We start from the raw sequence: 14,933 nt of genomic DNA on the forward strand, positions 1-14,933 counted from the left end.
GCTCCCAGCCACCTCTGACTTTTACTATTTTGTCCTTATAGCAACTTTTTGCGAGGCCAGCCACCCCTCATGAAGGTCAACTGGGCATATAGGCCGATTTCAAGACTCGGGCCACCCGTTAAAATGGTGGCTGCGGACGGATAATCGCCGTATATGCCCAAATGCCTGCGATAAAAGCTATGATGAGGGGTGGCTGCAAGCTCGATATCATGCTATATGCCCAAAGCCGGGGGAACGAGCTATCTAAACATGACCTAGGCTTATGAAATCCACTGATTAGGTCATGGATTCTGTAATAGCAGAGCGATTCCATGACAAAAAACATGACCTAAACTTATGAAATCCGTTGATTAGGTCATGGATTCTGTAATCGCAGAGCGATTCAACGACAAAAAACATGACCTAAACTTATGAAATCCGTTGATTAGGTCATGAATTCTGTAATCGCAGGGCGATACCATGACAAAAAACATGACCTAGACTTATGAAAAATGCTAATTAGGTCATGTTTTTTGTAATAGCACGTTATCCGTGCAGGTTATAATAAATTGTCACAGTAAAATGAAAATATAGCCCTACACATTATTGAAAGTAGCCATCCCTACTGTTCTCGGAGTCAGAGCCTGAGGCAATAATCCCCAGCCACGCCGAAGGTGCTTGCCATTGACGGGTTCTGGGGAAAACGCTACAATGCTAAATCCGACGGTGCGAGAAAATCTACTGTTCCCATCATCCTCACCGTCGGCTCGCAGACCAAGGCGTTTTCATCAGGTTCAGTCAATGGTGGCGGACGCTGCCAATTACTTACCAATCACTTACGCATATACAAATAAAGAGGATTGCTGTGCGCCCAAACAGGTTGCGCAGTAATCCTCCCGTTAATCTACAGCCTTATATCAAACTGCTGCTATTTCTCTTGTTGCAATAACATCAACACCAGTTCCTGCAACGTTTTTCACAAGTACATCTCCAATATGCGCAGGTGCACTAACAACAGCCGCGTCAATATCCTTCATGACTTCAAAGATCTTGTCCTTTGGAATATCGCTTGCAGTTTTTACTGATACTCTCTCTTTATCTCCACCGGTTATTCTGATGGTACTTGTGACAATCCTGGTGGGATTAACAACTTCTTTTCTTGCATATATATCGCCCTTTGGGCAGGTATTGCCGGCAACTTCCAAAACCTCTCCGTTTTCCATAGATACAGTCAGCTGGCAGCCCATAGGACATCCTATACAGGTAAGTTCTCTTTTTTCCATTTCCAATACCTCTATTTCCCTGATCTTATTAGATAAGCTATTTTAATCTTATTCGTTCTCAATCTTAACCGTTATCTTCTTAAGTCCGCTATGTTCCTGAATCTGACTCTTTCTCAAAATGATCTGTTCCATTTCACCGGGAGCCATGATCCTCTTCTGGTTGTGCATGATGCGCTCATCATCAAAGTAAACACTGACAAAAGAGTTCTTGTAAACATCACCGACTCTGAATCTTACTGTCAAAAGATCATCCATACGTTCAGGGTTGATTGAACTTGGAACTGTATATCTCGCGCCCTCTGTCGCAGTGATCTCAATTGTTTCTGCACCGCTTTCATCCTTGCAGCCATCATTTATGTACTTAACAGCGTTCTGGCCTGCTCTTTTTGCTTCTTCAGAAACATAGTCAACAAGGTCATGAACGTGAAGAACATTGCCGCAGGCAAATACGCCCGGGATGTTGGTCTCAAGTGACTCATTTACGACAGGGCCTGACGTAACAGGGCTCATCTTTACGCCTGCTGATCTTGAAAGCTCATTCTCAGGGATAAGTCCGCAGGATAAAAGAAGTGTATCGCAAGTGTATCTCTCTTCTGTACCCTTGATTGGCTTTCTATCCGGGCCAACTTCTGCGATAGTTACGGCTGTCACATGGTCTTTTCCCTCAATGTCAACTACAGTATGTGAGAGCTTAAGAGGAATTCCATAGTCATCAAGACACTGAACTATATTTCTCTTAAGTCCGCCTGAGTAAGGCATAAGCTCAGCTACAACCTTTACCTTTGCACCTTCAAGTGTCATTCGGCGAGCCATGATAAGTCCGATGTCGCCTGATCCAAGGATAACAACCTCTCTTCCTGGCATATATCCTTCAATATTTACAAGTCTCTGAGCTGTTCCTGCAGAAAAGATACCTGCCGGTCTGTAACCCGGAATATTGAGGGCACCTCTTGGCCTTTCTCTGCATCCCATGGCAAGGATAACTGCCTTGGCTGCTATCTGGAAGCATCCGTCATCTTTATTTATTGCAGTTACAACCTTATCTGCAGAAATATCCATAACCATGGTATTAAGCTTATACTCAATACCAAGATCCAAAGCCTGTTTGATAAATCTATAAGCATATTCAGGGCCTGTAAGCTCTTCCTTGAAAGTATGAAGGCCAAAACCATTGTGGATGCACTGATTTAAGATTCCACCAAGTTCATGGTCTCTCTCAAGGATAAGTATGCTGTCATTTCCTGCCTCTTTTGCTGCTACTGCGGCTGCAAGTCCTGCAGGACCGCCACCTACAATTACTATGTCTACTGTTTTCATGATAAACTTGCCTCCCCTTTTGTTCTTTCAAGGACAATGTACGATTTGCCACCACTCTTGGTTATCTTCTCGTAAGGGAGTCCCAGTTCTCTATTGATTATTTCCATTGTTCTTGGGCTGCAGAAGCCTGCCTGGCATCTTCCCATTCCTGCTCTTGTTCTGCGCTTTACTCCATCAAGTGAGCGTGCGCCGAGAGGTCTGTGGATAGCCTCAAGGATTTCTCCTTCTGTTATGGATTCGCATCTGCATACGATTGTTCCATAAGCAGGGTTCTTTTTGATGAGCTCATTCATCTCTTCAACAGAAAGTCCCTCTGTCTTTGTGATTCCTTTTCTTGTTCCGATCCAGTTCTCTTTTTCAGTTAAAGAGAGCTTTTCTTTTACCATTTCTCCAACCATCTTTCCAATAGCAGGAGAAGCTGAAAGTCCAGGAGACTCGATACCTGCAACATCGATAAAGCCAGGTGCATCCTTAACTTCCTCGATTACAAACTCATGTCTTTCAAGATGAGCACGAAGTCCTGCAAAAGAAGTAATGACATTCCTCATAGGAAGATTCTTTACATTTTCACTTGCCTTTGAAACAACTTCATCAAGTCCCTGTGCTGTTGTATTGTTGCCCTCTTTGTTCTCAAGGTCGATTGCTGTAGGGCCAACAAGGAGATTGCCGTGAACAGTAGGTGTAACGAGTACTCCCTTACCATATTTAGTAGGCTGAGGGAAAATAGTGTGTGATACATAACCCCCGACCTGCTTATCAAGAAGGCAATAGTCTCCGCGTCTCTCAATAATGTGCATCTTATCGCTGCTGACCATGTTGTGGATTTCATCGGCATGAACGCCTGCGGCATTTATAACCATACGGGTCACATATTCACCATTGTTTGTTCTTAAATGCCAAAGGCCATCCTCACCTTTTTTGATATCTTCAACTTCAGTGTTAAATCTAAACTCAACTCCGTTTACATTGGCATTTTCAGCCATAGCTATCGTAAGTTCAAACGGGCAGATGATTCCGCCTGTAGGGGCAAATAAAGCACCCTCTACGTTATCTGAAAGATTAGGCTCCATCTCTAAAGCTTCCTCTTTTGAAAGAATCTTAAGACCCTTAACTCCATTTTTTACCCCTCTCTCATAGAGAGTCTTAAGGCCATCAAGTTCCTCTTTGTGAACGCACACAACCATGGAACCGTTTCTCTTAAATGGGATATCAAGATCCTTTGAAAGCTGATCCATCATCTCATTTCCTTCAACGTTGAGCTTGGCCATAAGAGAACCTTCTTCAGCGTCAAACCCGGCATGAACTATGGCAGAATTAGCCTTTGATGTGCCTTCGCATACATCTTCGCATTTTTCAAGCACACATACGTTAGCCTTGTATTTTGATACTTCTCTGGCAATGGCGCTTCCTGAAACCCCTGCGCCTATTATTAGACAATCGTACATATTTACCATCTCCTAAATTAGTTTTTTGCCCAACCGCGTGTTGAAGCAACAGCCTGTTTCCAGCCCGCAAGCTCTTTTTCTCTCTTTTCCTTATCCATTGAGCTCTTGAACTCTTTGTCTACAGACCAGTTATTTAAAACATCCTCTTTATTTTTCCAGTATCCAACCGCAAGACCTGCAAGATATGCTGCTCCCATAGCTGTAGTTTCTACACAACTTGGCCTTACAACATCTGTATCTATAATGTCTGACTGGAACTGAAGCAGGAAATTGTTCTTGGAAGCTCCGCCGTCAACTCGAAGACTTGTGAGCTTATTTCCTGTATCAAGCTCCATGGCTGCAAGTACATCTGCAGTCTGGAAAGCCAAAGACTCAACTGTCGCCCTTATAATGTGGTACTTATTTACGCCTCGTGTAAGTCCTACGATCGCGCCTCTTGCGTAAGGGTCCCAATATGGAGCACCAAGTCCTGTAAATGCAGGAACCACGTAGCATCCGTTTGTATCTTTAACTCTTGTTGCAAAATATTCTGAATCAGGTGCGGAATCAATTGCTCTGAGCTCGTCCCTAAGCCACTGAATTGCTGCTCCTGCAACATAGACTGAACCTTCCAGCGCATATGTGACTTTTCCATCGATGCCCCATGCAATTGTTGTCAAAAGATCATTCTTGGAATAAACAGGCTTATCTCCTGTATTCATGAGCATAAAGCAGCCGGTTCCATAAGTGTTCTTGGCATCGCCCTTGTTGAAACATGTCTGTCCAAAAAGCGCCGCCTGCTGGTCACCTGCAGCTCCTGCGATCCTAATAGGTCCTCCAAAGAACTCAGGATCTGTCTCGCCATAGACGCAGCTTGAAGGCTTAACCTCAGGAAGCATGCTCATAGGAATATCAAGAATCTGGCAAAGCTCCTTATCCCATTCCAATGTATTGATGTTAAAAAGAAGTGTTCTTGAAGCGTTAGAATAATCGGTTACATGAACCTTTCCCTTTGTAAGCTTGTAAATAAGCCAGGAATCAACTGTTCCAAAACAAAGCTCGCCATTTTCTGCTCGCTGTCTTGCTCCATCGACGTTATCGAGGATCCATCTGATCTTGGTTCCTGAAAAATAAGGATCGAACTTAAGACCTGTCTTGCACTGGAATTCCTCTACGATTCCGGGTCTTTCAGCTTTCATTTTTTCTGCAAAATCAGCAGTTCTGCGGCACTGCCATACAATGGCGTGTGTGATGGGCTGTCCTGTCTTTCTGTCCCAAACGATAACAGTCTCACGCTGATTTGTTATTCCGATTGATGCTATATCTTCAAATTTGGCGTCAATCTTATTCATTGCCTCTCTTGCTACAGACAACTGTGTCTGCCAAATTTCGCTGGCATCATGCTCAACCCAGCCTGGCTCCGGAAAGAACTGTGTGAATTCCTTTTGAGCACAGGAACAGATCTCTCCCTTTTGATTAAAAAGGATACATCTGTTACTTGTTGTTCCAGAGTCCAAAGCCATTACATATTTAGCCATTTATTACTCCTACCCTTCCCCAAAAAATCTTAAATCATGCTATTATGATAAGTCCATATTGTGCTATTTGCAATACATTCACAATATTCTAGCTCTATTTTTGTAGCATTTTAACAAAAAGATATATTGGTTTTTGTTGGAAACCAATATATCTTTTTTAGTTTTCTTGTGCTATCAATCTGCTTCGATTGCTTCGTAAGCAGTATAGTAAGTTTCTATCCTGTCAAATTTGTAATAGGCATCGCCCTTTATTGTGGCAAGACTCCCCGGATTTATACAGACTTCATCAATGTTGTGTGGAATAAGCCAGATACAGTCCACAAGCTCATCTCCGTCAAAGAAAAGAATGTAGGCATCAACCTTGACCTTTATGTCTGAAGTATTGTCGGCCGCTAAAATAACCGAGTTGCCATCCACCTTCGTGTAGACGAGAACCTGATCAGTCATGTCCTTTTCGTAGGGAGTTCTTTTGGTAATGGTGAATTCATACATTGATGGGATCATGCCATTTAAGTCGCTCTTATCAAAACGCCCCTCAATCACGAACTTGGCCTCATCAGGCACCACCTCCGATGTTCTCTCAGAAACTGCCAGCTCATTTCCCTCGCTGTCTCTTGCTGTGAACATGCACTCATATCTGAATGTTTCTCCTGTCTTATTCTGGAGCACAATAACAGGATTACAGTTGTGATCATCCTCTCTGAAATACTGGGCAACTATGATCGTCCCAAGAGGAAGTCCGCCATAGGATGGCATATCATCATCAGAAGCCCCCACGAATCCGCTTACAGGTTTTGTATCATAGTCTTTTTCTATATCTTCAAATTTCTCAAAGATGTTTTGAGGATAGTCCCTGTAATCAAGTGATTCCTCTTTTTCCTCTGAAGTACCTGTACTACTTGCAGCTGTCCCGCTTACATATCCAGGTTTATCCTGAACAACACCGTCACTTACGTAGTAGAGGTCTTCACTTTCTTTTTCAGTATCTTCATTCTCTGTTTGGGCTGTATCTATGGACTCAACATTAAGATCCAGATTCTTTTTCCCTTTGAGAAAAGACATATCGAATCCCATGTTGGAATAATTCTCATATATTATCTGTTTCCAAAAAGGCATCCCCATCCCTTTATCAAAAGGTAACGAAATACCGTAGCAATTAAGATACATGATAATTGGAACCAGAACTCCTACAACAGACATGCAAAGAGCTCTGACTATATTTATTGATTTTTTCTGCAAATAACAATAAATACTCAGACAAAGCGCTATAATTGATGGAAATATTCCGACTAAAACAAAAGATGACAAAAGACCAAGTACAGATAATAAAATTGTAATTACAAGCAATTGCATGAAATTACCCCTCATTTTATGTGCATATTACACAAAAGTTATTCTCAAATAAATGTCAATACTTGTATCTATATTTTTTTATACTACAATATATTGTAGTTAGAAAGTGTATGAATTTTCGTTTTTTGAGGAGGGTGTGATTATGAATAGTGTTGCTACTTTGGAGGCTTCAGACCAGCTGATAATACGTAGCATTCTTCGTTCTATGGCCAATGAACACTGGTCAGTTGCCGAAGCACTGGATGAGTATGATATTCCCGAGGATCTTCGTGATGAATATGAAGCTCAGATAGAAGCCTGCTTTGTTGATTGAAGCAAGCTTCTACCCGGATCATCCGTTATAACATTTCAATCTTAAATACGACTGGCATATCGCTCTTGTAATCTGTTTTTAAATGAAGACCATCGTCTTTTCTTTCAAAAGTTACAGGACTGTCGTTTGCCAGCACTTTGATGCCTCTGATTATACCCGAAAAACCGGTAGAACTGGCGGCATCTTTTTGTGTACCAAGGCTCTTTACTATGTATTCGCCATTATCAGAACATTTTAGAACATGTACATAGATATTGCCATGTGCCACTGTGAATCTGATATCTTCAGGCGTATAGTTTATCTTCTGCTTATCGGTAAACTGTCCGCCGGCCATCTTGGTTGGTCCTTCTTCTGCTACTCTGTATGGCTTTGAATTATAGATAGCTTCGCCGTTTTCTGAGAGCCACTTACCTATTCCAAGTAATGTCTTTTTATCTTCATCAGAAATTGTTCCGTCTGGCTTTGGTCCGACATTTAAGAGCATATTTCCGTTCTTGGCCACTGCATCGATAAGGTTGCATACTATTTCCTCAGAATCCTTGTACTCATTGTCGATAGTGTAACACCAGGAGCGTCTTCCTATTGCCGTATCAGTCTGCCAGATAAATGGTTGTGCCAGAGCCATCTGTCCCCTCTCCACATCAGGAACCGCAACACCAAATGGGAATGCATCGTGCTTGTAGTTGATGACACCAACCTTTCCGATCTTCTCCATTTCGTTGTAATAGTAAGCTGCCATCTCTCTAAGGTATGGCTTTAAGCATGCCTCCTGGATCCACCAGTCAAAATAAAGAACTTCAGGATGATAGTTATCAATGATCTCTTTTGTTCTTAAAAGCCAGTCCTCCATAAACTCTTTTGTTGGAGTAGGCTCAGCATAGAGGTCGTAATGATCCTCAGGCTCTTTCATTGCAGGCCAGTAGAGGCTGTCCTTTGTAATAGAGTCGTTTATATCACTCTCAAAATCTCTGCCATGGCTCATAAAGAACCAGTGCTCGATTCTGTGTGAAGAAGCGCCAAGTCTCATGCCCTTTTTCTCAACGCTCTTTTTAAGCTCTCCAAGATAATCAATCTTTGGTCCCATCTCATAGGCATTCCATTTTGATATCTTGCTCTTGTACATCTGAAATCCGTCGTGGTGCTCTGCTACAGGAACTACATATTTTGCTCCCGCCTTTTGGAAAAGATCTGCCCATTCATCTGCATTAAATTTCTCAGCCTTGAACATTGGAATAAAATCTTTGTATCCAAACTCCTTATGAGGGCCGTAGGTCTTAACATGATGTTCAAACTCTCTTGTGCCCTGAATATACATATTTCTTGAATACCATTCATTGGCATATGCAGGAACGGAATATATTCCAAAATGGATGAATATTCCAAATCGTGCATCTGAGTACCACTGCGGCACTCTGTAATTTGATAGTGAATCCCAATCTGCTGTGTAAGTCATTTCTTTCTAGTCCTTGCTTTCCCCTTTTTATTTTTCTCTTTATCTTCTCGTAAAAGATCCATTCCAACATCATAAACCTTACCTTCAACGGCATCAATAAGCCAGTTGGCCATAGATATGCCATTTTGGGTAAATGCGGTGAAATGGAGCTCTCTCACACTGGTGTGAACTGTTCCTCCCATGGTAATAAGCGGTAATTTCCAATCATTTATGAAAATGCCAAAAGATGGAGTTATACTCTTTAGCTCTTTTACCATCTGAATAAGCTGGTGATAGTACTCATCCTGCACTTCAGAATCCGTCTCATACTTTCTGCGGATAATATCGTTGTAATAAGCACTTAATAGATAATCTCTGGTGGAACTTGAATATAAAAATTTAAACCTGTCCCCATACTTGGCATAAAGAGCCTTATACCAGTCAAGGGTTATGTTATCACTAACTATCGGCTTCCAAAGACTTTCCTTTGTCATCCAGATATTTTTAGCTGTCTTTCTCCAGTTTTTGTAAAGGAGCTGTCCGCTGTCAGAAAAAACCGTGATATTCCTGGCGTTTGGATAATAGTCATCAACGATCTCTCCAGCCAGGGCAGGAACCGCGAAGGCACCTGCTGAATTACCGGCTATCAAAAGCTTTGATGGTGATGGAAAGAGCTTTTTAGCCACTTTCATACTCTCGCGGAAATTTACGTATCCATGGAAATGAAGGACTTCATCCTTACCTTCCTCTGATTTATATGGATAATCATTGTTTCCGATATGGAAATCTCCTGTGGCATAGGTAATTACCACAAAGCTCCAATCCTTGAAAGGATTTTTATCCGATGCTATGTCGGTTATCCCAACGTTTATATTCATAAGCTGTGTAAAAGGCCTTAAATTATTCCAATAATAGTTTGGAAGTCCCGCTGCAACTTTGCCCCCTGTAACAGGTCTTGCTGCAGTGTACTCATTCCATGCCACTCCGCCTCCTGATAAAAAGACGCACAGCTTATCCGGATCAGCTTTTTTAACATAGATATAATACTCAGAGCCGTCTCCAGAAAGTCCCCTGTCCAGAGAGACTCTATACCAGGTCATATCCTTGGGATCATCAGGAAGTTCATCCGCCAGTTTGTTGCGGTCCTCCATTACCTTACCAATGGAATTCTCCACGAAGTCTCCCACTCTGTTTGCAAAGACGATTCCTCGTTTGAAGTTGTTTTTATTAAGTCGGTTCTTTAAACTCATGAAACACCTATTACACTTTGTGATGATACTTTGTGATGATATACGGATTGCTCCGCTTCGCTCTCGCAATCCTACAAGCATTCGGAATCCGGCACATATGCCTACTTCCTCATGCTTGTTAGGGGCATCAGATTAAATATGTTTACTCATGCAAGCATGAACACATATTTAATCTGTGACACCTATATCATCACATGTTAAACATTTTTTCTGAAGCATTCTTAAGGTCACCGAACCTGAAGATGATAACTCCTGCAAAGAGGATCAGGTATATCATCACGCTGGTGACTGCAGGCCACGGAACCTTATTCATGCCATTTTTGATAAATAAAATCTGAAGAAGCACCATCACAAGATCAAGTACAAGGTAAAGAATGTACTCATCAAGCCTTAGCTTCAAAACAAGGGCTGTAATAATGGTTGCTATAGCAAGACCTATGAGAGTCAGCGGGATCATCCACGCAAAGCTCCACCCATAAAAACCTGTATGAAGATCAACATAAATATCTACAACAATAGCGACTATTACTTCCCATGTTATTACCTTTATCAGGTTATTTCTAAGATACATGGTGGTAATTATCGTGATCCATCCTGCCAGAATTCCCAGCATAACAGGACTGATAAATGAGAACTTATTCTCAGTCATGATATTGATGGTTGCAAAAACTATTTCAGAAGCCACAAACAGGAAGGTACATACCTTCAAAAACGTGATATTACTGATCTTTTTTCTTCTTATCGTTGGAAAAGAAGGACTTGCTTCACCTTCTACATTTTTAAGTTTCCCCTGGCATAATGGGCAACAGCTCTTATTTCCTCGTATATTAACTTTACACTTTGGGCATATCTGCATCAGTCACTTACCTCCTCATCATAGTCATTTGACCCAAGCTCAACTTCTATTCCCTGCTCTGACAGGCATCTAAAGAAATTAAGCATTACTCTGTGGGTCTTAAATGGTGAGGCTTCGCCAAAGGTCATCTTATCGCCAAAAGAGCATACTGTTATCTGCTGTGATGCAGCGGTCATAAAGGCACTGAATCTGTCTATATATTCCTCAACCTCTTTGGGCATTTTGATCCTTCCAATGTTTGACATGGAAGTTGTTACACCCTTTTTGGCAGCAGCATCAAATCTTCCAATCGTGAAATCCTTTATCGGGAGTGGAACCACTTTAACAGCCAGGTTGTGCTCAAGAGCAGAATATGAATTCATGGTCTTTTCAATATTCTCCGCTGAAAGCTTTTCCTTAAAAGCTTTGTCAACAGGCTCTATGATCGTATTTAGATTGCCGTCATAATTCGCAGGATCATAATCGATATTGATAACGCCAAAGAAATTCCTGGCTGTTCCGCTGTGATAGAACTGTCTCAAATTTACAGGAACACTTACCACAACATGCCTTTTCTTTTGACCACGGTTCATGCTGAGTATCGCAGCCTTAATGTAGATCGCAACGCACAAAACGCCAACTGTTGTGTTATGCTGATGTGCAAGTTCCAGGAATTTGCTGCTTGATACTGTTCCCTCAAGAAGATGCGGAAGCAGGTTTTCATCAAGCTCACCACTTACCTGATATGCCTTAACAGATGACATCTCCTTAAGCTGCTTAAGTCCCTTTTGCTTGCTGTAATTGTCAGTGAATGCATCAACATTCTTTTCCTCAACAGAGAACTCATCAACGGGCTTAATATCCTCGCTAAGTGAGTGCTTGAGCTGAAGATAGCGGATAATAAGAGTCTTAAAGAACATAAAGGCTCCTGTTCCATCCGCAAGAACGTGGAACATTTCAAGATTTATTCTTTTATCAAAATAGTTAACTCTGTATAAAAGATTTTTATGCCCCGGAATATAAAGCGGCATGCAGGCCGGTGTGTGCTCAAGCTCAACAACAGGCCTTAGATCACTGTCCTCAAGGTAATACCAGAAAAGTCCCCTGTGAAGGACACAGTTAAAAAACGGAAATTCATCGATAGTCTCATCAAGAGCTATCTGAAGCATGTCCTTTTCAACCTTTTCTTTTAACTCGCATGTAAGTCTGAATACCCTTGTGTTTGCTCCTCTCGCCGTAGAAGGAACAATCTTAGCGGCATTATCCAGTTTGTACCAATTTTTTCTCTCCATCAAAACTTTTAATCCTTATCTATAGTTTTATAAATGCTCAATTCTTTCGGTCACTATATCCATAGATGCTCTGCTTATCCTATAGATAACATCCTCCAGTGAAATGAACTTTTTCCCTCTTATAAATTTGAGATATTTGGGTTTAAATCTCATCTTTATGCCCTTTGGCTCGATTCCGCTGTTGACCTTCTCTTCAATGGTGCTGCAGGTATCAACAGGGTCATGGGCCAGGCTCTTATTCAGAATGCAAAGAAGTGTTCCCGCTGTCCTTACAAGTCCCTCAGCATTGGGGTCATCACTTACGTCAAGTGATTGCAGCGCTCCCACAGACCACTTCTTTAAACTATGATATATTCCGTACTCGCAGTCAAGCTCTACAAGCTTTTCATTGGTGGAATCATAGAGCCACACTTCGTTCCCCTTAACGAACATGTCGCTGACTATAAAGAGCTCGCCCTCAAACGGGAACTTTATGCCCACATTTGAGCACCCGGTCAAAAGAACATTCGCATTAACTTCTGCAACATAGTCACCAAGGTCAGTCTCAAAGCCCGTGGTATCTGCGACCATCTCAGGCTCTGACTCATACCTGATATCTTCTTCCTCTTTTTCTTTCTTCTCTTCTATTCTCGCATTCTCATCATGCTTTATCTTATAGGAATAGAACAACGGAGTCTGAACTGTAAACCTGTCACTGCCACATTCCTCGAAAGGTCCTGCAACAGGGAATCGCCCTCTTTTTCTGCCAAAATAGTCTGTATCAAACAAGATAGAGCTTCCATCAGGATTCTCAAATCTCTCCTCCGGTTCAAAGGCAAGACCTAAAGAATCCGAATTAACAGGAACTGTAAAGTTCCTTGGCAGATACTCATAAAGATTGGTATGAAGTGTATACCTTCCCTCTTCTTCATCCACATAAAGGCTTATCTTGTGTCCCTGATCTATGTGAGCAGAGGTCTCAAAATCACAGCTCCTTGCGCCATTAAAATAGGCGTTACCTCCAAAATAAACCGGCAGATGATCATAATACAGATCATTGGAGCCCAAAGTCTTTCTTGCGTTTTTGCCAAATCTTCCAAAGTACTCAGAAGGACTTGGATAGGCGTTGTAAGGAATGGTTCCGCATATAAAATTGTTGCGGTCTATGGTGTCAGCTTCTTTTGAAACGCAGTAGTCCAGAAGGTCCTGTCTTATCGGCTTTTGAACAAAAATGTTGTTATAAAATCTCACATCACCGTGAAGTATTGTCATAAAGCCTGCAATCTTCGTAGAATGTGGCACATGATATGGGGTATATCTGTTTGTGGCAAACTTTTTCCCACCATTGTCTGTTCCATTTCCAACATAGGTAAAAGAACCGGCTATAAGATTGTGCACAAAGGCAATTCCCTGAGCACTGATCCTTGCTGCAATATCAGACAAAAGCAAATTGTGATCAACAATTGTCGGGCCATGGGATACCTCGATAAATATATCTTCTCCAAGGGAGAGCCCGCTTTCTATGATAGTTCCTTTTGGCGGAACATTATCGTGAAGGAAGTTCTGACTAACCCTTGTTCCCTGTGCCTCCCAGTCAAGCCATATTCCCCTTGTGCAGTGGTCGATATGGTTCCTTCTGATCTGCGCATCTATTGCAGCGTGGAACTTGATACCTCCAATCTCTGCGCCTTCAAGGTTATGTTTATTATTTATATGATGGATGTGGTTGTCCTCGATGATTGAGAAAGCACATCCCATGTGGCCTACAATTCCTGCCTGTCCGCAGTCATGTATATCACATCTTCTGACAATGTGAGATCCAACTGTTTCTTTGTCCCAGCCATCATTAACTGCCTGGCACACTGCATCTCTCTGGGTCTGCGTGCCATCTTTTAACCAATAAGAAGTCCACTTGTTGTTATTGCCCTGTTGATAGTACTTTCCAAGGCTTATTCCAACACATTTTGACTCAGCTATCTCACACTCTTCTATGATCCATCCCTTTGACCAGTTAGGCCCCATCATTCCTTCCTGCATAGCTGTAGGCGGTGCCCACTGAGTCGCAGCATTCCTGATCATAAAACCACTTACTGTAATATAATTCAGGCCCTTTTTCTCCGGGAAAAAGCACGCCCTTCTGACAGAAATCTCTACATCCTCCTGATTTGGGTCTTTTCCCTGGAAATTGGCATAGATGACTGTATTATTATCCTCCTGGGCTGTAAACCAGACATACTCTGAAAAATCAGGGTCCCAGGAACTCTTATCCTTATTGGGATGCATACAAAAAGACAGATCAAATACTTCAGTCATTGATCTTCCGTTAAGATATAATTCACCTGTGTGGGGATTTTTATCTGAAGTCTTGAACCAGTCGCCTGCAACTTCAGAAATATATGGATTGTAATCTCCGAAAAAGCTGTTTGGAATCCTGATCCTCCAGACATTTTCAAAGGCTTCAAAGCCCTTTAATTCTTCGGAGCCTGTGATCACAGCCTCGCCCCTTGATGTACTCTTATAGACGATTCTCTCTTTTGCGGTGCCTGAGTTTTTAGGTCTTACCCACTCTCTGTATATACCGGGAGCAACCAGGACAGTGTCACCAGCCACTGCTATATCAGCTGCTTCCTGAATAGTCTTAAAAGGATGATTAACGCTTCCGTCACCGCTCCTAAGCACATTGCCCGCTACGTATATCTGCATATTCCCCCTCCTAATAACACTGTGTTCAGAATTCTTTATTTACAGACACAAATATAGCTACAATACTAGTATATCACTAAAACAGTATGCTATACTTACTGATAATTCAAAAAATAGAAAGCAAACAAAACTTTACACGGGAGAATAAAATATATGGCAAGAATGAAGTTTATATATGCGATTGCAATTATTGCAGCACTTATGATAGGGGGATTGATCATCAATTTGGTTAGTT

General features: G+C 41.8%; 11 protein-coding genes. 1 reads left to right on the forward strand and 10 read right to left on the reverse strand.

Going from position 1 to position 14,933, the window contains the following annotated elements:
* Positions 1-896 precede the first annotated feature (896 nt).
* The 5 genes from C4S54_RS15580 to C4S54_RS15600 all read right to left on the reverse strand — a co-directional run bounded on the left by C4S54_RS15580 (position 897) and on the right by C4S54_RS15600 (position 6,894).
* Complete coding sequence (locus tag C4S54_RS15580; RefSeq protein WP_103870308.1) at positions 897-1,262, reverse strand: DUF1667 domain-containing protein; 366 nt, start codon at positions 1,260-1,262, stop codon at positions 897-899.
* Positions 1,263-1,310: 48 nt separating this feature from the next.
* Positions 1,311-2,579 carry an NAD(P)/FAD-dependent oxidoreductase gene (locus tag C4S54_RS15585; protein ID WP_103870309.1) on the reverse strand — a complete coding sequence of 423 codons (1,269 nt, stop codon included), beginning with the start codon at positions 2,577-2,579 and terminating at the stop codon, positions 1,311-1,313.
* Complete coding sequence (locus tag C4S54_RS15590; protein WP_103870310.1) at positions 2,576-4,024, reverse strand: NAD(P)/FAD-dependent oxidoreductase; 1,449 nt, start codon at positions 4,022-4,024, stop codon at positions 2,576-2,578. Before C4S54_RS15590 ends, C4S54_RS15585 begins: the two co-directional genes overlap by 4 nt.
* A 17-nt stretch (positions 4,025-4,041) precedes the next feature.
* Complete coding sequence (glpK, locus tag C4S54_RS15595) at positions 4,042-5,541, reverse strand: glycerol kinase GlpK (protein ID WP_103870311.1); 1,500 nt, start codon at positions 5,539-5,541, stop codon at positions 4,042-4,044.
* A 174-nt stretch (positions 5,542-5,715) separates the two neighbouring features.
* Positions 5,716-6,894, reverse strand: a complete 1,179-nt coding sequence (locus tag C4S54_RS15600; RefSeq protein ID WP_103870312.1) for a hypothetical protein — start codon at positions 6,892-6,894, stop codon at positions 5,716-5,718.
* Between the two features lie 142 nt (positions 6,895-7,036).
* Here C4S54_RS15600 and C4S54_RS16055 point away from each other — a divergent pair, with 142 nt between their 5' ends.
* A complete protein-coding gene (locus C4S54_RS16055) occupies positions 7,037-7,207 on the forward strand; it encodes a hypothetical protein (RefSeq protein WP_022774861.1) in 171 nt (56 codons plus the stop codon).
* 25 nt (positions 7,208-7,232) lie between these two features.
* Here C4S54_RS16055 and C4S54_RS15605 read toward each other — a convergent pair whose 3' ends face one another.
* From C4S54_RS15605 to C4S54_RS15625, 5 genes are all read right to left on the reverse strand, one after another.
* Positions 7,233-8,660 (reverse strand): alpha-L-fucosidase, encoded by a 1,428-nt coding sequence (locus tag C4S54_RS15605; protein ID WP_103870313.1) that lies wholly within the window; start codon positions 8,658-8,660, stop codon positions 7,233-7,235.
* Positions 8,657-9,889: a pectin acetylesterase-family hydrolase gene (locus tag C4S54_RS15610; RefSeq protein WP_103870314.1), complete on the reverse strand. Its 1,233-nt coding sequence runs from the start codon at positions 9,887-9,889 to the stop codon at positions 8,657-8,659. Before C4S54_RS15610 ends, C4S54_RS15605 begins: the two co-directional genes overlap by 4 nt.
* Positions 9,890-10,079: 190 nt before the next feature.
* Positions 10,080-10,745, reverse strand: coding sequence for a DUF6320 domain-containing protein (locus C4S54_RS15615; RefSeq protein ID WP_022774865.1), 666 nt, complete (start codon positions 10,743-10,745; stop codon positions 10,080-10,082).
* On the reverse strand, positions 10,745-12,016 hold the full coding sequence (locus tag C4S54_RS15620) for a hypothetical protein (RefSeq protein WP_103870315.1): 1,272 nt from the start codon (positions 12,014-12,016) through the stop codon (positions 10,745-10,747). Before C4S54_RS15620 ends, C4S54_RS15615 begins: the two co-directional genes overlap by 1 nt.
* A 27-nt stretch (positions 12,017-12,043) precedes the next feature.
* Positions 12,044-14,698 carry a right-handed parallel beta-helix repeat-containing protein gene (locus C4S54_RS15625; protein ID WP_103870316.1) on the reverse strand — a complete coding sequence of 885 codons (2,655 nt, stop codon included), beginning with the start codon at positions 14,696-14,698 and terminating at the stop codon, positions 12,044-12,046.
* Positions 14,699-14,933 lie beyond the last annotated feature (235 nt).

This window comes from Butyrivibrio sp. Su6 (genome assembly GCF_900108105.1).
Classification (GTDB): Bacteria; Bacillota; Clostridia; order Lachnospirales; family Lachnospiraceae; genus Butyrivibrio.

Excerpts from the sequence above, each read along its gene's own strand:
- C4S54_RS15615 (WP_022774865.1), bottom strand. The coding sequence starts at position 10,745 with ATGCAGATATGCCCAAAGTGTAAAGTTAATATACGAGGAAATAAGAGC.
- C4S54_RS15625 (WP_103870316.1), bottom strand. The coding sequence starts at position 14,698 with ATGCAGATATACGTAGCGGGCAATGTGCTTAGGAGCGGTGACGGAAGC.
- C4S54_RS15605 (WP_103870313.1), bottom strand. The coding sequence starts at position 8,660 with ATGACTTACACAGCAGATTGGGATTCACTATCAAATTACAGAGTGCCG.
- C4S54_RS15585 (WP_103870309.1), bottom strand. The coding sequence starts at position 2,579 with ATGAAAACAGTAGACATAGTAATTGTAGGTGGCGGTCCTGCAGGACTT.
- C4S54_RS15600 (WP_103870312.1), bottom strand. The coding sequence starts at position 6,894 with ATGCAATTGCTTGTAATTACAATTTTATTATCTGTACTTGGTCTTTTG.
- C4S54_RS15620 (WP_103870315.1), bottom strand. The coding sequence starts at position 12,016 with ATGGAGAGAAAAAATTGGTACAAACTGGATAATGCCGCTAAGATTGTT.
- C4S54_RS15610 (WP_103870314.1), bottom strand. The coding sequence starts at position 9,889 with ATGAGTTTAAAGAACCGACTTAATAAAAACAACTTCAAACGAGGAATC.
- C4S54_RS16055 (WP_022774861.1), top strand. The coding sequence starts at position 7,037 with ATGAATAGTGTTGCTACTTTGGAGGCTTCAGACCAGCTGATAATACGT.
- C4S54_RS15580 (WP_103870308.1), bottom strand. The coding sequence starts at position 1,262 with ATGGAAAAAAGAGAACTTACCTGTATAGGATGTCCTATGGGCTGCCAG.
- C4S54_RS15590 (WP_103870310.1), bottom strand. The coding sequence starts at position 4,024 with ATGTACGATTGTCTAATAATAGGCGCAGGGGTTTCAGGAAGCGCCATT.
- glpK (WP_103870311.1), bottom strand. The coding sequence starts at position 5,541 with ATGGCTAAATATGTAATGGCTTTGGACTCTGGAACAACAAGTAACAGA.